Below are 17,463 nucleotides of genomic sequence, written 5' to 3'. Positions count from 1 at the left end.
GCACAATACGCGCATGCCTGCTACCCCCACCGCTGGCGCTGCCGCCGCGAAGAAACCCAGCCTGCGCCAGCGCTTCAGGGCGATGCGCAACCTGCCGCCTTTCCTGCGCATGGTCTGGCAGACCAGCCCTGCGCTCACCCTGGCCAGCCTCGGGCTACGCCTGATCCGTGCACTGCTGCCGGTGGCGATGCTCTACGTCGGCAAGCTGATCATCGACAGCGCCCTGCACCTGAGCCAGCACGACGCCGGCTTCCCGCCGCTGGGCGAAGCGCTGTCCAGTGGTCTGCTCAACCCACTGCTGGGCCTGCTGGCGCTGGAATTCGGACTGGCCATCGCCTCGGACCTGCTCGGCCGGTTGGTCAGCTATGCCGACGCCCTGCTTTCCGAACTGTTCGCCAACGTCACCAGCATCCGGCTGATGGAACACGCGGCAACGCTGGATCTGGAGGACTTCGAGGATCCGGACCTGCAGGACAAGCTGGACCGCGCGCGGCGCCAGACCATGGGCCGGATGAACCTGATGAGCCAACTGTTCGGCCAGGTGCAGGACGCGATCACCGTGGCCAGCCTCGCCGTCGGCCTGCTGGTGTACGCGCCGTGGCTGATCCTGCTGCTGGCGCTGGCGCTGGTGCCGGCCTTCATCGGCGAATCGCACTTCAACGCGGCCGGCTACAGCCTCAATTTCCAGTGGACGCCCGAGCGCCGCCAGCTCGACTACCTGCGCCAGCTCGGCGCCAGCGTGGAAACGGCCAAGGAAGTGAAGATCTACAACCTGCACCGCTTCCTGGTAGAGCGTTACCGGCGGCTGTCAGTGGCGCTGTTCCAGGCCAACCGGGCGCTGGCCCGGCGGCGTGCGTTCTGGGGCACGCTGCTGGCCGCACTGGGCACGCTGGGGTACTACACCGCCTACGCCTACATCGCCTGGCGCACGGTACGGGGCGACTTCTCGATCGGCGACCTGACCTTCCTTGCCGGCAGCTTCCTGCGCCTGCGCCAGCTGCTGGAAGGCCTGCTGATCGGCTTTTCGCAGGTGGCCAGCCAGGCGCTGTACCTGGATGACCTGTTCTCGTTCTTCCAGATCGAGCCGGAAATCCACTCGCGGGAAGGCGCCGTGCGCGTGCCGCAGTCGATCCGCCAGGGCTTCGTGTTCGAGAACGTCGGCTTCCGCTATCCCGATGCCGAACAGTGGGCGGTGCGCCATCTGGATTTCCAGCTGCACGCCGGCGAAGTGCTGGCCCTGGTCGGCGAGAACGGAGCGGGCAAGACCACGCTGGTGAAGCTGCTGGCGCGGCTGTACGAACCGGACGAGGGCCGCATCCTGCTCGATGGCCGTGACCTGCGCGACTACGACCTGGACGACCTGCGCGCCAACCTCGGGGTGATCTTCCAGGACTTCGTGCGCTACAACCTCAGCGCCGGCGAGAATATCGGCGTCGGCCAGGTCGAGGCGATGGACGACCAGGCACGCATCGCCGACGCCGCGCGGCGCGGCATGGCCGAGGACGTGATCGACGACCTGCCCGGCGGCTACGACCAGCTGATCGGCCGCCGCTTCAAGCAGGGCGTGGACCTGTCCGGTGGCCAATGGCAGAAGATCGCCATTGCCCGCGCGTGGATGCGCAATGCGCAGGTGATGATCCTGGATGAGCCAACCGCAGCGCTGGATGCCCGAAGTGAGTTTGAAGTGTTCCAGCGGTTCAGGGAACTGGCGGATAATCGCACCGCAGTATTGATTTCCCACCGTTTTTCCTCGGTACGCATGGCCGATCGCATCCTGGTGCTGGCCGATGGCCGCATCGAGGCCAGCGGCACCCATGAGCAGCTGATGGCCCAGGGAGGACGGTACGCCGAGCTGTTCGAGCTGCAGGCGGCGGGTTACCGCTGAGAACGCCTCTCGTTCCGCCTAATGAGAACCCGTCTCATTTGAGATAGAATCACCCCCGACGACTTTCGATAGATACGCCCATGTCCTCCGCTTTCGGCGCCGAAACGGTGCTTGAGGTCCGTCACTGGACCGACGCCTACTTCAGCTTCACCACCACCCGCGACAGCGGCTTCCGCTTCGAGAACGGCCAGTTTGTGATGATCGGCCTGGAAACCGAGGCGCGGCCGTTGCTGCGCGCCTATTCCATCGCCAGCGCCAACTGGGAAGAGCATCTGGAGTTCTTCAGCATCAAGGTGCAGGACGGACCGCTGACCTCGCGCCTGCAGCACATCAAGCCGGGCGACAAGGTGCTGGTTGGCAAGAAACCCACCGGCACCCTGCTGATCAGCGACCTGCACCCGGGCAAGAACCTGTATCTGCTGGGCACCGGCACCGGCATGGCACCGTGGCTGTCGGTCATCAAGGACCCGGAAACCTACGAGCGCTTCGAGAAGGTGATCCTGTGCCACGGCGTGCGCTACGAAAAGGACCTGGCCTACCGCGATTACTTCGAGAAGGAACTGCGTGAGCATGAGTTCCTGGGCGAGATGATCGGCGACAAGCTGCTGTACTACCCGGCCGTCACCCGTGAACCGTTCGCCAACCAGGGCCGCCTGACCCAGCTGATGGAGAGCGGCGAGATGCAGCGCACCCTGGGGCTGCCGGAGCTGAGCCCGGAAAACGACCGCGCGATGATCTGCGGCAGCCCGCAGATGCTGGCCGACCTGCGCACCGTGCTCGACGCGCGTGGCTTCCAGGTCTCGCCGCGCATCGGCCAGCCGGGCCACTACGTGTTCGAGCGCGCGTTCGTCGAGAAGTAAAGCGCGGGGCACCGCCCCCGCCTCTGCACCCGACCTGTTGCATGCCCTGCGCATTGCCGGCATGGTCCGCCACACACGGGCCGATGGCCCTCCTGGGGAATACACGGATGATGGACACATGGATCCCGCACCGGATGCGGGCGTGGGCGATTGCCGGTCTTCTGCTGGCGGCGGCTCCGGCGTGGGCTGCGCCGCCCGCCCGTGGCGACGTGCCGCCGCAGGCACTGGGCAACGACCGCAAGGGCAATCCGGTCAATCTGGCCGAGCAGCGCGGCAAGGTCGTGATCGTGACCTTCTGGGCCTCCTGGTGCGGCCCCTGCCGCAAGGAACTTCCGATCCTGGCCCATCTGCAACAGGTGGTCGGCGAGGACGCGTTGAAGGTCTACGCGGTCAACTGGGGCGAACCCCGACTGGAAGTCAGCCGTCTGATCCGTCAGCGCGACTGGCCGAAGCTGGAGTACCTGCATGATCCCAGCGGCGCGCTGGCCGAGCAATTCGGCATCGTCGCAGTACCCCACATGTTCATCGTCGGCCGCGACGGCACCATCGCCCATGCCCACCGCGGCTACAGCGAGGCCAGCCTGCCGCAGATCATGCAACAGGTGATCGATGCACTGCCCGAAGATGTGCGCAACCGCGAGGCAGGGGCGGCGCCGCTGGGGCACTGACGCCGTACATCGCCTCCAGCGCGAACAAGGGCGTGTTACAACACCGCTTCGATCTCGTCGCGCAGCTGCTCCGGCTTGGTGGTGGGCGCATGCCGCGACACTACCCGCCCCTGGCGATCGACCAGGAACTTGCTGAAATTCCACTTGATACGGGCACTGCCAAGCAGGCCGCGCTTCTCGCGTGACAGCCAGGCCCACAACGGATCAGCCCCCTCGCCGTTGACCTCGATCTTCTCCGACAGCGGGAAGCTGACCGGATAATCCAGCGAACAGAACTGGCGGATCTGCGCGGCGTCGCCGGGCTCCTGCGCGCCGAACTGGTTGCATGGGAAGCCGATCACCACCAGGCCGCGCTCGCGGTAGCCCTGCCACAGCTGCTCCAGCCCGGTGTACTGCGGGGTGAAGCCACAGCGGCTGGCCACGTTCACCAGCAACAAGGGACGGCCCCGGTACTGATCCAGCGCCTGCGGCTGGCCGTCGAGGTCACGGAAGCTGAAATCGTAGGCGTTGGTCATGATGGCGGGCCGTGGGCGGTGAATGCATGGTACCCGCGCCCGGCCCCACCAGCATGCCTTTTGACACAAGTGCGGGCGCGGCCGGCCGGGTTACCCTCGGGCCCTTGTCTGCCTTACCGGAGTTCCTACCTTGACCACTCGCCTTGCCCTTGCCGTGGCCATGTCCCTCGGCCTTGCCCTGCCCGCCTTCTCCGCCGGCGCCGCCACCCCGGCTGCCAGCACCCATGCCCAGCAGGCCAATCCGTTCTTCGCCGAAAGCCCGCTGCCGCTGCACTTCCCGCAGTTCGACAAGATCAAGGACAGCGACTTCGCCCCAGCCTTCGACGCCGGCATGGCGCAGCAGCTGAAGGAAGTGGAGGCCATCGCCAACAACAAGGCCAAGCCGACCTTCGACAACACCATCATCGCGCTGGAAAAGAGCGGTGACATCCTCGACCGCGCGACCACCGTGTTCTTCAGCCTGGTGGGCGCCGATACCAACGACACCCGCAAGAAGCTGCAGGCCGACTACTCGGCGAAGTTCGCCGCGCACAGCGATGCGATCGCGCTGAACGGCAAGCTGTTCGCGCGCATCCAGGCACTGTACGACACCCGCAGCCAGCTGGGCCTGGACGCCGAAGGCGTGCGCCTGGTCGAGAAATACTACGACAACTACGTGCGCGCCGGCGCCAAGCTGTCCGACGCCGACAAGGCCAAGCTGAAGGAAATGAACGCCGAGCTGGCCAACCTGGGCACCAAGTTCAGCCAGAACGTGCAGTCGGAAGTGAACGCTTCGGCAATCACCGTCGACGACGTCAAGGAGCTGGACGGCCTGTCCAAGGAGCAGATCGCCGCCGCTGCCGAAGCCGCCAAGGCCCGCGGCCAGGACGGCAAGTACGTGATCACCCTGCTCAACACCACCGGCCAGCCGCCGCTGACCAACCTGGCCAACCGCGCCCTGCGCCAGAAGATCTACGAAGCGTCGGTCAGCCGTGGCAGCCGTGGCGGTGAGTTCGACAACACCGCGCTGGTCTCGCGCATCATGCAGCTGCGTGCCGACAAGGCCAAGCTGATGGGCTTTGCGAACTTCGCCGCCTACAACCTGACCAACCAGACCGCCAAGACCCCCGAAGCAGTCAACGCGATGCTGGGCAAGCTGGCCCCGGCCGCCGTGGCCAACGCCAAGCGCGAAGCCGCCGACCTGCAGGCGATGATCGACCAGGAACAGAAGGCCGCGGGCAAGCCGACGTTCAAGCTGGAACCGTGGGACTGGGCCTTCTACAGCGAGAAGGTGCGCCAGGCCAAGTACAACTTCGACGAGTCGCAGCTGAAGCCGTACTTCGAAATGAAGAACGTGCTGGAGAACGGCGTGTTCCATGCCGCCAACCTGGAATTCGGCCTGACCTTCAAGCAGCGCACCGACCTGCCGGTCTACCACGATGACGTCACCGTCTACGACGTGTTCGACGCCGACGGCAGCCAGCTGGCGATCTTCATCTTCGACCCGTATGCACGCGCCTCAAAGCGCGGTGGTGCGTGGATGAATTCCTACGTTTCGCAGTCCAAGCTGACCGGCTTCAAGCCGGTGGTCGCCAACCACCTGAACATCCCGAAGCCGCCGGCCGGCCAGCCGACCCTGCTGACCTGGGATGAGGTGAACACCACCTTCCACGAGTTCGGCCATGCCCTGCACGGCATGTTCTCCAACGTGAAGTACCCGTACTTCTCGGGCACCTCGGTGCCGCGTGACTTCGTCGAGTTCCCCTCGCAGGTCAACGAGATGTGGGCCGACAACCCGGTCATCCTGAAGAACTACGCCAAGCACTACCAGAACGGTTCGGCGATGCCGCAGGCGCTGCTGGACAAGGTGCTGGCGGCGGCCAAGTTCAACCAGGGCTTCGCCACCACCGAGTACCTGGGTGCAGCCATGCTTGATCAGCGCTGGCACCAGATCGGCGCCGACCAGGTGCCGGCCGCCAAGGACGTGATGGCCTTCGAGCGCGCCGCGCTGGAGAAGGACGGCATCTACTACGCGCCGGTTCCGCCGCGCTACAAGACCCCGTACTTCAGCCACATCATGGGTGGCTACTCGGCCGGCTACTACGCCTACATCTGGTCGGAAGTGCTCGACGCCAACACCCAGAAGTGGTTCAAGGACAACGGCGGCCTGAGCCGCAAGAACGGCGACCACTTCCGCGCCACGCTGCTGTCCAAGGGTGGCAGCGTGGATGCCATGCAGCTGTTCCGCGATTTCGCCGGCCACGAGCCGCAGATCGAACCGCTGCTGGAAAAGCGTGGCCTGACCGGCGCCGGCAACTGATCGCCGCTGCGGCAGCCTGAAACGAAAACCGCCCGGGAAACCGGGCGGTTTTTTTGTTGGGTCATCCACGCATGGCGTGGATGCTCTTGCAGATCAGCGTGGCGCCACGTACCCGCCCGGCACGCCTTCCGGCGACAGCACCAGCTGCCACAACTGCGCATGCCGGCAGCGGAAGGTGGCCATCGATCCGGCCAGGTAGAACCGCCACATGCGGCGGAAATGCTCGTCATAACGCGCATCCAGCCGTGGCCATGCCGCTTCCACGTTGCGCCGCCAGGCTTGCAGGGTCAGGTCGTAATCGGTGCCGAAGTTGTGCCAGTCCTCCAGCACGAAACGGCCTTCGAACGCCCGGGTGATCTGCACTGCCGACGGCAGCATCGAGTTGGGGAAGATGTAGCGCGCGATCCACGGATCGGTGCGATGCCGCGAGATGTTGGTGCCGATGCTGTGCAGCAGCAGCAGGCCACGCGGCGACAGGCAGCGTTTGGCCACTTCGAAGAAGCTGGCGTAGTTCTTGTCGCCGACGTGCTCGAACATGCCGATCGAGAAAATCGCATCGAACGGTTCGTCCAGTTCCCGGTAGTCCTGCAGGCGGATTTCAATCGGCAACCCCGCGCACAGCTCGCGGGCAAACTCGGCCTGTTCCTGCGAAATGGTCACGCCCACGCCGCTGACGCCGTAGCGCTCGGCTGCGAACTTCAGGGCTTCGCCCCAGCCACAGCCGATGTCCAGCACACGCTGACCCGGGCGCAGCCCCAGCTTGCGGCACACCAGGTCGAGCTTGGCTTCCTGCGCGGTGTCGAGATCGTCGGCATTGCGCCAGTAGCCACAGCTGTAGACCAGGCGCTGGCCGAGCATGGCCTGGTAGAGATCGTTGCCGAGGTCGTAGTGGCGGCGGCCGACTTCGTAGCTGCCCTGCCCCACCTGCAGGTTGAACAGGCGCGCCTTCAGCGCATCGGCCACTTCGCGCCAACCGTGCACCCGTTCGTCCAGGTGCGCCTGCATCAGGTGGACGAGGAATTCATCCAGGACGTTGGCATCCCACCAACCGTCCATGTAGCTCTCGCCCAGGCCGAGCGAACCGTGGCCCATGACCCGCGCGAAAAAGCGCGGGTCATGCACCTGGATGTCCTGTGGCTGGGTGCCGCCGATGCGGACCCCGGCTTCGTGGAGCAGGCCGGCGACCCGCTCCTGCAACCCTGTATCCACGCCACCTCCTCGACTGCGGTCAACCGCGTGCGAACAGCTCCACGTAGTCCTTGGCCACGTGCGGCAACAACACCGCCGCCGGAACATCGGCGGTCTGGGTGCCGTCCGAGTATGGACCCACCTGGTAGGGCGGGAAAACAAAGCGCAGTGCCGTGATCTGCCCCTTGTCGTCGGTCAGCGGCTGGAACTGGCTGAAATTGTCGGCCTGCGGGCCGGTACCGTCGGCGATCATGCGCGATGCGTTGCGCAGCGATTCCTGCAGCTGGGCCGGGTCCATGTCCTCGCCGCTGAGCCGCGTGGCCACGCGTTCGCGCAGCTGGTCGGCAACGAAATCACTGATCGCCTTCCAGCCCTTGGCATCGGCCACCAGCTTGTCGGCGCTGAGCATCTGCTGCTGCGCCGGCAGCCACACGAAACGCGCCACCAGCGGCTCGCCGTGGGCGCCACCGGTATAGCGGCTGCCATCGGCACTGACCACCACCAGCTGTGGCGTTTCCAGCAGCTTCTCGAAACTCAGCGACAGCTCGTAGGGCATGGTCGGCTTGTCATTGCCCAGCCCGTCCAGTGCCTGCTGCAGGTCGCTGCGAGCGCTGGTGGCATAGTCCTGCAGCGCGCGTGCCAGGCCCGGGTAGCGGTCGATGCCGGCCGGGTAGCTGATGCCCACCACTTCGCGTTCGTTGTTCTCGATCACGTCACGCAGGTCCAGCGGCGCTTCCGTGGCCGGCGTTTCGCCTGCGGCGGTGGTCTCGGCGGCGGGTGCCCCGTCGGCCACCGGTGCCGGCTCGCTTTCACGCTGGCAACCGGCCAGCAACAGCACGCCCACCACGCCGGCCAGCACGCTGCCGTGCAGTGGCCGGTTGTTTCCAATCTTCATCGGGATCCCCTGTTCATGTTTGTACATCATCGCCTGCCATGGCTGAAGCGTGGCCCGCTGGCATTCAGCCAACGAGCAGGTCGTGATACTCCTCGTGCCGCTGCAGGAAGGCCTCGGCATACGAACACGCCGGCACCACCTTGTACTTCTGCTCGCGGGCAAAGCGCAGCGCCACGCGGGTCAGCTCGCCGGCGATACCACGGCCTGCAATCGGCTCGGGCACCTCGGTGTGGGTGATGACCATGCGTCTGCGCTTGATCTGGTAATCGAGCACCGCCAGCTGTCCGCGCACACGGGCGGTGAAGCGATGGTTGGCCAGGTCGTGTTCGACCTCGTAGGCCAGACCGGGGGGCGTGACCGAAGCCATGGAACTGTCTCCTGCGGCGACTGCGTGGATGGTGCGCAGCCGGGCGCCATGATCGCGTGAAGCCTGAACAGGGGCAAGTCCAGTCCGTTCACGTCAGTTTTCGACCCTCAAGCTGGAGGGCCGGCGGCCGCTATCGCCTGTGGAGGGGTACGGCCAGGCTGGCACGGCCCTTGCGACCGTTGATCATGCGCACCACCGCGGAGGCACCGATGCACCCCAGCGATCCCCATTCCGATACCGACCGCGCCCTGCTGGAGGGCCTGCTGCAACTGGCGGTGGAAGGGCAGACCGAAGACCAGGATTTCCAGCGCATCGGCGAGGAAGTATTCGCCCGCCTGCTGGACACCTACGGCCAGCAGACCGCAGTCTGAACCTGCCGGGGCGGATCGCTGCCGATCCGCCCCGCTCCCGCCATCAACCGCCGCCGAGGCGGAAGGTCGGGTTGGAAAGCTCGCGCAGGAAGTGGGTGAAGATGCTCGGCTGCATGGCCAGCATGAAGATCACGCCGAACGCCGCGCCCGCCAGGTGGGCGCTGTGGTTGATGCGGTCACCGCCGCGCTTGTCCATCCAGATGCTGTAGCCGACGTAGAACGCGGCGTAGACGATGGCCGGCGCCGGGATGAAGAACACCAGGATGATCGACCACGGCTTGATCAGGATGAAGGCGAACAGCACCGCCGACACCGCCCCGGACGCACCCAGGCTGAGGTAGTTCGGGTTCTTCTGGTTCTTCAGGTAGCTGGGCAGGATCGAGACCAGCAGCGCACCGATGTAGAACGCCGGGTAGGTCAGGTAGCTGCCGGTCAGCTGCACCATCACGCTCTCGATGAATCCCCCGAAGAAGAACAGGGTGATCATGTTGAAGATCAGGTGCGACCAGTCGGCATGGATGAAGCCATAGGTCACCAGCCGGTCGTACTGGCGGTGACGGTCGATGGCCGGCGGCCACAGGATCAGGCGGTCGGCCAGCTTGCGGTTGTTGAACGCCATCCACGACAGGATGGCGGTAATGGCGATCAACAGCAGATTGACGGGGGTCATGTCAGGCTCAGGCGCTACGGTAGTTGTCGACCATACGATAGCGTTTTGCGTACCAACCGAAGGCCAACGCCGCGACGAAGGCGAAACCGGCGAAGAAGAACATCAGGAATGCCGCCTCGCTCAGGCCGGTACTGGCGATCTTGTGGGTCACCACGTCATTGCGCACGGCTGCATTGGACAGCAGCACCCACAGGTTGCCGATGGTGGTGGTCAGGTTCCAGAAGCTCATGACCACACCCTTCATGGCCTGCGGCGCCTGGCTGTAGGCGAACTCCAGGCCGGTGGCCGAGACCAGCACCTCACCGAAGGTCAGCAGCGCGTACGGCAGCATCTGCCAGAAGATCGACATGGCGTTGCCCCCGTCCATCACCACCTGGATGCCGCCGACCACGATCCAGGCCAGGCCGCTGAAGGCGATACCGGCGGTCATGCGGCGCAGCGCGGTCGGCTCGAAGCCGAAGCGGCGCAGGGCCGGGTACAGCACCAGGTTGTTGAACGGGATCAGGATCATCACCAGCAGCGGGTTCAGCGCCTGCATCTGCGAGGCGGTGAACCAGCTCGGCATCTGCATCTGCTGGCCCTGCAGGACCCAGGTCGAGGCCTTCTGGTCGAACAGCGAGAAGAACGGCGTGGTCAGCGCGAAGATCACCAGCACGCGCAGCACCGAGCGCACGCCTTCCACGGCTTCGGCCGGATGCTGGCCACGGGCACGCTCCAGCTGCAGCCAGGTGCCGCCGCCGATGCCCGCCAGGATCGACACCAGCGCCAGGCACAGGCAGATGACGATGCCCAGCGAGCCGACCAGGCTGAACGAGGCTGCTGCCAGCACCAGGCCGAGCACGGCGATCACCAGGCCCGGACGGCCCTGGCCGGTCACGCGCGTGGTCAGTGCGGTACGCACCACGTTGGCGAACGAATGCGGATCCTTCGGCGGCAGCGGCACCAGCACGTAGCGCTTGCGGCCCAGCCAGAACACGAAGGTGGCGATGAACATCAGGATGCCCGGGATACCGAACGCCCACTGCGGGCCCCAGTTCTTCAGCACCAGCGGGATCAGCAGCGAGGCGAACAGCGAGCCGAAGTTGATGATCCAGTAGAAGGCGTCGAAGACGATCTTGGCCAGGTGCTTGTTGCTCTGGTCGAACTGATCACCCATGAACGAGGCCACCAGTGGCTTGATGCCGCCGGCACCGAGCGCGATCAGGCCCAGGCCGAGGAAGAAGCCCTCGCGGCTGTTCTCGAACAACGCCAGGCACAAGTGGCCGGCGCAGTAGACCAGGCTGAACCAGAGAATGGTGTGGTACTTGCCGAAGAACCTGTCGGCCAGCCAGCCTCCGAGCAGCGGGAAGAAATACACGCCGATCATGAAGCTGTGCATGATGTCCTTGGCTTCACCGGCACGGCCTTCCGCAGTGATTTCCTGCAGCAGCAGCGAGGTGATCAGGAACTGCACCAGGATGTTGCGCATCCCGTAGAAACTGAACCGCTCGCAGGCCTCATTGCCGATGATGTACGGGATCTGGCGCGGCATCTTTCCCTGGCCGGCGATGGGGGCAACTGCGTCGTGGCTCATCCTGTAAGGCAATCCTGCAAAGCGAAAGGCGCAAGATTACCGGAAGCAGGGCTTGCGAAGCACGCTGCAGGGCTGCATGACAACGGTGCCAATCCATGGCAGACACCGCATGCCATGCCGGAAGTCACGGCACCTGCACGACAAAAGCGTAAACTTATCGTTATGCGCCCCCTCGCCCCCGCCCGTCTCCTGCTCAGTTGCCTGGTGCTGCTGATGGCGTTGCAGGCGCAGGCGCGGCCGCAGGCACCGGCCACAACGGCCAGCGAAAGCGAGCCCCGCCAGCTGACCGTGGCCGCGCTGGAACTGCCCAGCCGCGATGATGCGCAATGGAAGTTGCGCCGCGAACAGGTCGCACAGTTGCTGACCGACCTGCAACCGGACGTGATCTCGGTGCAGCAGGTGCTGCAGCAGCAGGGCCGCAACCCGGCCTGCTGGCTCGCCACCCGGCTGCGCTACAGCTGCGACTTCGTTACCGCCGATCCGCCCAGCCAGCCGTTGCGGCATGGCAACGCGATGCTGACCCGGCTGCCGGTCAGCGAGGATGGCGTGACCCTGCTGCACCCACCCGGCATCTTCAGCGCCGCCGGCATGATGCGGCTGAAGCTGGGCGAGGCACTGGTCAACATCTATGTGGCACGGCTGCGCCCGGACCCGGACGAGGCCACCGCCCGCCAGCATCAGACCAGCGACCTGATGACCTGGATCGGCGCCACCGCCGAGGGCATGCCCAGCCTGATCGCCGGCGATTTCTCGGCAACCACCGTCGAGCTCGTGCGCAGCACCCCGGGGTTCCAGCCCGCCCGGCGCAATCCCGGCGGTCGCGTCGAGGCGCCTGCGGCCAGTGGTGGCGGCAGCAGCGGTCATGGCCTGGATGTGCTGTTCCAGGTCAAGCACTTCGGCGGCATCCGCCAGCAGCCGATCCTGCTGCCGGCCGACGGCGACCTGCCCGGCCTGCGCCTGGGCGTGATGGCCACCCTGCGCCTGCAGGGTGATACCGCCACTACCGAATGACTCCTGCAACAGAAAAGGCCGGGTTTTCCCCGGCCTTCTCCGTTCATCCCATCACCGCGATCAGGCGATCGCTTCCTGGTAACGGCGCTCGACCTCGTTCCAGTCGATGACGTTGAAGAACGCGCCGATATATTCCGGACGGCGGTTCTGGTACTTCAGGTAGTACGCGTGTTCCCACACGTCCAGGCCGAGGATGGGGGTGTTGCCTTCCATCAGCGGGCTGTCCTGGTTACCGGTGCTCTCGACCACGACCTTCTTGTCCGGGGTCACGCTCAGCCAGGCCCAACCGCTGCCGAAACGGGTCAGCGCAGCCTTGGTGAAGGCGTCCTTGAACTTGTCGAAGCCGCCCAGGTCCTTGTCGATGGCCTTGGCCACGTCGCCCACCGGGTTGCCGCCAGCATTCGGAGCCATCACGGTCCAGAACAGCGAGTGGTTGGCATGGCCGCCACCGTTGTTGCGCACCGGACCCTGCAGGTTCTCCGGCAGCGACTTGAGCTTCTTCACCAGTTCCTCGACCGGCAGGTCAGCGTACTCGGTGCCTTCCAGCGCCGCGTTGACGTTGTTGATGTAGGTCTGGTGATGCTTGGTGTGATGGATTTCCATCGTCGCCGCATCGATATGCGGTTCCAGCGCGTCGTAGGCGTAGGACAGCTTGGGCAGGGTATAGGCCATGATGCATCTCCTGATTGCGAGGGCACCCGACGGTGTCGGGCGTTGCGCGGTGAATGATGGGGACAGACCGCCAGATTACCAAGGGGGATGTAAAGGAAATTGCGTCCTGCCAGTGAGCACGACGGCAATTGTTACGCAGCAGTGACGCGATGCCATCCTCATGCACCGTGCAGCGCACAGGCGCTACAGTGCCTGCACCGCCCTCGCCCGCTCCTTGCCCATGCGCAACCCCCGGCTGCTGATCACCGCCATCGCCCTGCTGCTGCTCGGCCTGGTCGTCAACCATTTCATGCAGCGCCCGCCGGCGCCGCAGTTCGCGCCGGACCTGCAGGGTGCGCCTGCCGCGCGCGCGCCGGCCACCGCCTCGCCCGGCAAGGACAGCGGACTTCCGGCGTTCCTGCCCGCTGAAGCCCGGCAGACCATCGCCCTGATCCAGCGTGGTGGCCCGTTCCCCCACCGCCAGGACGGCAGCACGTTCGGCAACCGCGAGCAGCAGCTGCCGCAGCGCCCGCGCGGCTACTACCGCGAATACACCGTCGATACCCCCGGCGCGCGCACCCGTGGCACGCGCCGCATCGTCACCGGCGGCGATCCGCCGGAGGCGTGGTACTACACCGACGACCACTACGAATCGTTCCGCAGCTTCACCGTACCGGCCCAGGGAGCGCAGTGATGAGCCACGATGATTTCGGCCTCGGCCTGCACGACATCAACAATGCTGGCGTCTACGCCATCGACAGCGACGACATCGGCGCACTGGCCGCAGCGATGCGCGATGCCGGGCTGAAGGTGATCCGCATCGATCTGGAAGGCGTGGGCGACAAGCGCACCCTGCTCGCCCGGCTGGCCGCACAACTGGATTTCCCGACCGGCTTCGGCGGCAACTGGGATGCGCTGTCGGACAACCTGCGCGACCTGCAGTGGCTGCCGGCCAACGGTTACGCGCTGTTCCTGGCCGACGTGGACACGTTGCGCGCCTCCACGCAGAAGGACTTTGACACCCTGCTGGACGTGATGGACGAAGCCAGCCGCGACTGGGTCGGCCGCGACGTGCCGTTCTGGGTGTTCCTCTCGCAGAGCGCGTGAGGTCACTGCTCTGGTGGATGCCGACCTTGGTCGGCATGCGCTGACGCCTTGGTAGAGGCCGACCTTGGTCGGCGCTTCTGTGCCAACCAAGGTTGGCACCTACCCAAGCGCGAGCCGGCCACTGTGTGGCGCCCCGCCTTGCCTAGCGGCTCCCGTTGTCTTCCTGCAGTTCCTTCTTGAACGGGATGTCCGGCGGCGGTCGCGCCACGGCCGGCTGGTCCTGCATGTTCGGATTGGTCAGGCCGCAGCCACCACCGGCCTGCAGGATCGAGATCACGCAGGAGATCCTCGTACTGGTACCCGGCAATGGAATCTCCATTGCCTTGACTCCCTTGCGCACCCACTCGGCCAGCAGCGATTCCTGCGGGACCCAGTACTTGTCGAACGAAGTGGGCGTGTAGTCGTAAGGCGGTCGCTTCAACCAGGTGCCCGATTGCGCGATGCGTTCCTTGCTCCAGCCATCGTTGGCACCCCCGGGCGCACCGCGCTCGGCACGACCCTCGCCTTCCTGGCCCGGCACACGCACGCTGCCATCGGCATTGAACAGGCCACTGCCCTTGCCGGTGGTGCTGGCCTGGCGGGCGCCCTTGTCGGCGCCGTCATGGTTGCGGCTCGATGCACCCCAGTCATCACCCTTGGCGGGGGTGGCCCAGTTGCCCGGATTGGGGGCCGGGCGCGCTCCTGCCTGAGCCGGGGTCGTGCTGGATGCAGCAGGCCGCGCAGTGCTGCTGCTCGCCTGCGTCGCGCTGCCATTGGCTGCCGGCGCGGGTGTTGCCGCGGGTGCATTCCCACTGGAAGACGAAGGGGCTGCGGCCGGTGCCGAGGCTACTTCGCGCTCGCGCACCTGTACGTCACGACCCGCCGGCGCACGCACCGCCGGATCACGACCGGCAACGGTTGCCATCCGCACCTGCGGATCGACCACCGCCTGCACTTCACGCTCGCGCACCTGCACGTCGCGCTGCGGTACCCGCACCTGCACATCGGCCGTGCGCAGCGGCTGCGACACCGCCGGTGCATCGACCGTACTGACTTCGCGCTCCTGCACCTGGATGTCACGCAGCTGCGGCGTCCGCACCGCGATTTCCGGCGCACGCAGTGCGGTTGGGGTTGGCGGCGCCTGCACCGGCTGCACGCTGCGCTCGCGCACTGCGGGCGTGGTGTCACGCGGCACGATGCTGACCTCGGTGCGCGGCACGCTCACCGGTGGCACCACGAAATCCGTACTGGCCTGCGCTACTTCGGTGGCCTGCACCGGCGAGGGTGGCGGGGCCGCAAGCGGGGCCGGCTCGGCTTCGGCCGGCGGCGACGGCACGCTGGCTGTCGGTGCTGGAGCCGGCGCGGGTGCAGGCGCCGACGCGGCCGCAGGACGTGGATCAGGTGCCGTCGCTGCCCCTGCCTCCTGGCCGGCGGCAACCTGACCCGCCGGTGCAGCCGCAGCCGCTTCGGCACCCGGCTGATCGCCACCACCTTCCTGGCTGGCGCGACCGACGAATTCCACCTGCACACGCTCGCCTTCGGCGCCCTCTGCTTCCGGTGCCGTGGTGCGGATCACCGCAACCCACAGCAGCAGCATGAAAAACAGCAGGTGCAGCAGCGCGCTGGCAAACGCCGAGGTCCAGCGCATCCAGCGCTGATCGCGCGGCGCAGCGTCCCAGTCCTGCCAGAACAGCCGTCGCAGCGACTGCCACGGTGACAGCCGGGGCGATTGACCCGGCGGCCCAGGCAGCGGGCGAGGCAGCAATACCGCAATCACTTCGCGGGCGTGGAACGGCCGCGGCAGCGGGCCCAGCGAGCGCAGCCACAGCGCCCAGCCATAGGGCAGGCGCGTAGACTTCTCGAGGACGGCGCGTGGCTGCTGGCGGGCCAGCAGCAGTTCGATGAGTTGCTCGGCCCGGGTCAGAGGCACGCGTCAGCGGTCAGGCGACGTTGCCGCGCGGGATGTACGGCGCGTGGCCGCTGTCGTGGTCGGTCGCGTCGCGCACGGCGGTCACGCCCGGCACGCGGCCCATCAGGGTCTTCTCGATACCCTGCTTGAGCGTCACGTCGGCCATGCCACAGCCCTGGCAGCCACCACCGAAGCGCAGCAGCACCACGCCGTCGGCCGAAACTTCCTGCACGGCCACCTTGCCGCCGTGCGAGGCCAGCTGCGGATTGACTTCGTTCTCCACCACCCAGTGCACGCGCTCGACCAGCGACGCGGCATCGCCGGGGGCCTCGCCCTTGATGCGCGGTGCCTTGATGGTCAGCTGCTGGGTACCGGCGGTGCCGGCGACGATGTCGATCTCGGCGCCGTCGAGCCAGCCGACGCTGCTCGCATCGACGTAGAGGGTGAAGCCATCGCAGTCCACCGCCCACTCGTCACCAAGCAGGTCGGTCGGTTCGGCGAATTCCAGCCGGGCATCGGCGCGCGGGGTACCGGGGTCGACCGCGCTCAGGCGCACGCCCATGCCGGGCACGCCCTCGCGTTCGATCAGCTTGCGGAAATGGGTCTGGGCAGTGTCGGAGATCTGGATCATCAGGCTATTCTAGCCAAGTAAGCGTCAGCCGCTCATTCGGTTTATACACCGTCCGGCGCATTGTTCAGTCAACACGAGGTGGAGATTCCCATGGCCGACCTGATTCCACTGGCCCAGGCTCGTTGCGTGCCGCGCAAAGGCAGCGACCACAAGCTTGGCGAGGCCCGCCTGGCCGAACTGCTGCCGCAGGTTCCCGGCTGGGAGCTGAGCGAGGGCGGGCAGGCCCTGACGCGCACTTTCCGCTTCAAGGATTACTACGCCACCATGGCCTTCGTGAACGCGCTGGCCTGGATCGCCCATCACGAGGACCACCATCCGGACCTGGGCGTGCACTACGACCGCGCGGTCGTGCGCTTCTCTACCCACGATGTGGGCGGCCTGAGCGAGAACGACTTCATCTGCGCGGCAAAGACTTCGGCCCTGACGGAGCAACTGCCATGAACGTACGTTTGCTGAGCCTGTCCCTGATCGCTGCGACCGGCCTGGCCGGCTGTGGCCCGTCCGAACCACCGGCACCACCACCGCCGCCGCCGACCGAAGTGGCCGCGGTGAAGACGCCGCCGCCGCAGTACCCGCTTGAGCTGGCCTGCATGGGCGTGGGCGGCACCAGCACCTTCAAGGTGACCATCGGCGCCGACGGCAAGCCGAGCGAGGTCGCGCTGTTGACCGGGGCCGGCAACCCGCAACTGGACGAACTGGCCAGGACCGCCGTGCAGGGCTGGCAGTTCAAGGCCGCCACCCGCAACGGTGCTGCAGTGCCGGCCACCATCCAGGTACCGGTCAGCTTCAACCCGCCGCAGCCGAAGCCGGACCAGTGCTTCGCCATCGAAGAACGCCTGCGCCGCGGCGGCTGATCGCCCGCGCCCCGACGAGGCCAGCCGACG

General features: G+C 66.4%; 19 protein-coding genes. 10 read left to right on the top strand and 9 right to left on the bottom strand.

What is annotated here, in order from left to right:
* The first annotated feature begins 13 nt into the window (after positions 1-13).
* From AC5QAH_RS01895 to AC5QAH_RS01885, 3 genes are all read left to right on the top strand, one after another.
* Positions 14-1,885, top strand: a complete 1,872-nt coding sequence (locus tag AC5QAH_RS01895; protein WP_495232041.1) for an ABC transporter ATP-binding protein — start codon at positions 14-16, stop codon at positions 1,883-1,885.
* Between the two features lie 80 nt (positions 1,886-1,965).
* Positions 1,966-2,745 carry a ferredoxin--NADP reductase gene (locus tag AC5QAH_RS01890; protein WP_010486777.1) on the top strand — a complete coding sequence of 260 codons (780 nt, stop codon included), beginning with the start codon at positions 1,966-1,968 and terminating at the stop codon, positions 2,743-2,745.
* A gap of 107 nt (positions 2,746-2,852) precedes the next feature.
* The gene (locus AC5QAH_RS01885) at positions 2,853-3,413 is read left to right on the top strand and encodes a TlpA disulfide reductase family protein (RefSeq protein ID WP_495232040.1); all 561 of its coding nucleotides are present in this window, start codon (positions 2,853-2,855) and stop codon (positions 3,411-3,413) included.
* 35 nt (positions 3,414-3,448) lie between these two features.
* On the opposite strand, the gene AC5QAH_RS01880 is transcribed toward AC5QAH_RS01885, so the two are convergent.
* Positions 3,449-3,928, bottom strand: coding sequence for a glutathione peroxidase (locus AC5QAH_RS01880; protein WP_495232039.1), 480 nt, complete (start codon positions 3,926-3,928; stop codon positions 3,449-3,451).
* A 130-nt stretch (positions 3,929-4,058) separates the two neighbouring features.
* Between AC5QAH_RS01880 and AC5QAH_RS01875 the strand changes: the two genes are divergently transcribed.
* Positions 4,059-6,227, top strand: coding sequence for a M3 family metallopeptidase (locus AC5QAH_RS01875; protein WP_495232038.1), 2,169 nt, complete (start codon positions 4,059-4,061; stop codon positions 6,225-6,227).
* A 93-nt stretch (positions 6,228-6,320) separates the two neighbouring features.
* On the opposite strand, the gene cfa is transcribed toward AC5QAH_RS01875, so the two are convergent.
* Genes cfa through AC5QAH_RS01860 form a run of 3 tightly spaced genes read right to left on the bottom strand, consistent with a single transcriptional unit; the run spans position 6,321 to position 8,677 of the window.
* Complete coding sequence (gene cfa / locus AC5QAH_RS01870) at positions 6,321-7,436, bottom strand: cyclopropane fatty acyl phospholipid synthase (RefSeq protein ID WP_019336729.1); 1,116 nt, start codon at positions 7,434-7,436, stop codon at positions 6,321-6,323.
* 19 nt (positions 7,437-7,455) lie between these two features.
* A complete protein-coding gene (locus tag AC5QAH_RS01865; RefSeq protein ID WP_049482644.1) occupies positions 7,456-8,337 on the bottom strand; it encodes a DUF3298 and DUF4163 domain-containing protein in 882 nt (293 codons plus the stop codon).
* Between the two features lie 37 nt (positions 8,338-8,374).
* Positions 8,375-8,677 carry a GNAT family N-acetyltransferase gene (locus AC5QAH_RS01860; RefSeq protein WP_006455911.1) on the bottom strand — a complete coding sequence of 101 codons (303 nt, stop codon included), beginning with the start codon at positions 8,675-8,677 and terminating at the stop codon, positions 8,375-8,377.
* A 185-nt stretch (positions 8,678-8,862) separates the two neighbouring features.
* On the opposite strand from AC5QAH_RS01860, the gene AC5QAH_RS01855 reads away from it, so the two are divergent.
* Positions 8,863-9,048, top strand: a complete 186-nt coding sequence (locus tag AC5QAH_RS01855) for a hypothetical protein (RefSeq protein WP_032952776.1) — start codon at positions 8,863-8,865, stop codon at positions 9,046-9,048.
* A gap of 43 nt (positions 9,049-9,091) precedes the next feature.
* Here AC5QAH_RS01855 and AC5QAH_RS01850 read toward each other — a convergent pair whose 3' ends face one another.
* Together AC5QAH_RS01850 and AC5QAH_RS01845 are read right to left on the bottom strand one after the other, a co-directional pair.
* Positions 9,092-9,718, bottom strand: coding sequence for a rhomboid family intramembrane serine protease (locus AC5QAH_RS01850; protein ID WP_010486760.1), 627 nt, complete (start codon positions 9,716-9,718; stop codon positions 9,092-9,094).
* Between the two features lie 7 nt (positions 9,719-9,725).
* On the bottom strand, positions 9,726-11,291 hold the full coding sequence (locus AC5QAH_RS01845; protein ID WP_049409328.1) for a POT-type proton-dependent oligopeptide transporter: 1,566 nt from the start codon (positions 11,289-11,291) through the stop codon (positions 9,726-9,728).
* A 162-nt stretch (positions 11,292-11,453) separates the two neighbouring features.
* Here AC5QAH_RS01845 and AC5QAH_RS01840 point away from each other — a divergent pair, with 162 nt between their 5' ends.
* Entirely contained in the window at positions 11,454-12,302 is an 849-nt protein-coding gene (locus AC5QAH_RS01840) for an endonuclease/exonuclease/phosphatase family protein (RefSeq protein WP_029380095.1), read from the top strand.
* A 60-nt stretch (positions 12,303-12,362) separates the two neighbouring features.
* On the opposite strand, the gene AC5QAH_RS01835 is transcribed toward AC5QAH_RS01840, so the two are convergent.
* Positions 12,363-12,974 carry a superoxide dismutase gene (locus tag AC5QAH_RS01835; RefSeq protein ID WP_005410310.1) on the bottom strand — a complete coding sequence of 204 codons (612 nt, stop codon included), beginning with the start codon at positions 12,972-12,974 and terminating at the stop codon, positions 12,363-12,365.
* 220 nt (positions 12,975-13,194) lie between these two features.
* Here AC5QAH_RS01835 and AC5QAH_RS01830 point away from each other — a divergent pair, with 220 nt between their 5' ends.
* The gene (locus AC5QAH_RS01830; protein WP_043401539.1) at positions 13,195-13,647 is read left to right on the top strand and encodes a guanyl-specific ribonuclease; all 453 of its coding nucleotides are present in this window, start codon (positions 13,195-13,197) and stop codon (positions 13,645-13,647) included.
* On the top strand, positions 13,647-14,060 hold the full coding sequence (locus AC5QAH_RS01825; protein ID WP_010486750.1) for a barstar family protein: 414 nt from the start codon (positions 13,647-13,649) through the stop codon (positions 14,058-14,060). Before AC5QAH_RS01830 ends, AC5QAH_RS01825 begins: the two co-directional genes overlap by 1 nt.
* Before the next feature lie 142 nt (positions 14,061-14,202).
* Here the strand turns inward: AC5QAH_RS01825 and AC5QAH_RS01820 are convergent, their stop codons facing one another.
* Together AC5QAH_RS01820 and AC5QAH_RS01815 are read right to left on the bottom strand one after the other, a co-directional pair.
* Complete coding sequence (locus AC5QAH_RS01820) at positions 14,203-15,969, bottom strand: hypothetical protein (protein WP_071306017.1); 1,767 nt, start codon at positions 15,967-15,969, stop codon at positions 14,203-14,205.
* A 10-nt stretch (positions 15,970-15,979) separates the two neighbouring features.
* On the bottom strand, positions 15,980-16,579 hold the full coding sequence (locus AC5QAH_RS01815; protein ID WP_010486746.1) for an NfuA family Fe-S biogenesis protein: 600 nt from the start codon (positions 16,577-16,579) through the stop codon (positions 15,980-15,982).
* Between the two features lie 90 nt (positions 16,580-16,669).
* Here AC5QAH_RS01815 and AC5QAH_RS01810 point away from each other — a divergent pair, with 90 nt between their 5' ends.
* Positions 16,670-17,020 (top strand): 4a-hydroxytetrahydrobiopterin dehydratase, encoded by a 351-nt coding sequence (locus AC5QAH_RS01810; protein ID WP_005417612.1) that lies wholly within the window; start codon positions 16,670-16,672, stop codon positions 17,018-17,020.
* Positions 17,017-17,433: an energy transducer TonB gene (locus tag AC5QAH_RS01805; protein WP_010486743.1), complete on the top strand. Its 417-nt coding sequence runs from the start codon at positions 17,017-17,019 to the stop codon at positions 17,431-17,433. The genes AC5QAH_RS01810 and AC5QAH_RS01805 overlap by 4 nt, the downstream gene beginning before the upstream one ends.
* Positions 17,434-17,463 lie beyond the last annotated feature (30 nt).

It is taken from the genome of Stenotrophomonas sp. YJH_SMC_43 (assembly GCF_059372535.1).
Note: the sequence above shows the minus strand (reverse complement) of the source record. Positions and strands in the feature narration are given on the sequence as shown.

Excerpts from the sequence above, each read along its gene's own strand:
- AC5QAH_RS01895 (WP_495232041.1), top strand. The coding sequence starts at position 14 with ATGCCTGCTACCCCCACCGCTGGCGCTGCCGCCGCGAAGAAACCCAGC.
- AC5QAH_RS01890 (WP_010486777.1), top strand. The coding sequence starts at position 1,966 with ATGTCCTCCGCTTTCGGCGCCGAAACGGTGCTTGAGGTCCGTCACTGG.
- AC5QAH_RS01885 (WP_495232040.1), top strand. The coding sequence starts at position 2,853 with ATGATGGACACATGGATCCCGCACCGGATGCGGGCGTGGGCGATTGCC.
- AC5QAH_RS01880 (WP_495232039.1), bottom strand. The coding sequence starts at position 3,928 with ATGACCAACGCCTACGATTTCAGCTTCCGTGACCTCGACGGCCAGCCG.
- AC5QAH_RS01865 (WP_049482644.1), bottom strand. The coding sequence starts at position 8,337 with ATGTACAAACATGAACAGGGGATCCCGATGAAGATTGGAAACAACCGG.
- AC5QAH_RS01860 (WP_006455911.1), bottom strand. The coding sequence starts at position 8,677 with ATGGCTTCGGTCACGCCCCCCGGTCTGGCCTACGAGGTCGAACACGAC.
- AC5QAH_RS01855 (WP_032952776.1), top strand. The coding sequence starts at position 8,863 with ATGCGCACCACCGCGGAGGCACCGATGCACCCCAGCGATCCCCATTCC.
- AC5QAH_RS01850 (WP_010486760.1), bottom strand. The coding sequence starts at position 9,718 with ATGACCCCCGTCAATCTGCTGTTGATCGCCATTACCGCCATCCTGTCG.
- AC5QAH_RS01845 (WP_049409328.1), bottom strand. The coding sequence starts at position 11,291 with ATGAGCCACGACGCAGTTGCCCCCATCGCCGGCCAGGGAAAGATGCCG.
- AC5QAH_RS01840 (WP_029380095.1), top strand. The coding sequence starts at position 11,454 with ATGCGCCCCCTCGCCCCCGCCCGTCTCCTGCTCAGTTGCCTGGTGCTG.
- AC5QAH_RS01835 (WP_005410310.1), bottom strand. The coding sequence starts at position 12,974 with ATGGCCTATACCCTGCCCAAGCTGTCCTACGCCTACGACGCGCTGGAA.
- AC5QAH_RS01830 (WP_043401539.1), top strand. The coding sequence starts at position 13,195 with ATGCGCAACCCCCGGCTGCTGATCACCGCCATCGCCCTGCTGCTGCTC.
- AC5QAH_RS01825 (WP_010486750.1), top strand. The coding sequence starts at position 13,647 with ATGAGCCACGATGATTTCGGCCTCGGCCTGCACGACATCAACAATGCT.
- AC5QAH_RS01815 (WP_010486746.1), bottom strand. The coding sequence starts at position 16,579 with ATGATCCAGATCTCCGACACTGCCCAGACCCATTTCCGCAAGCTGATC.
- AC5QAH_RS01810 (WP_005417612.1), top strand. The coding sequence starts at position 16,670 with ATGGCCGACCTGATTCCACTGGCCCAGGCTCGTTGCGTGCCGCGCAAA.
- AC5QAH_RS01805 (WP_010486743.1), top strand. The coding sequence starts at position 17,017 with ATGAACGTACGTTTGCTGAGCCTGTCCCTGATCGCTGCGACCGGCCTG.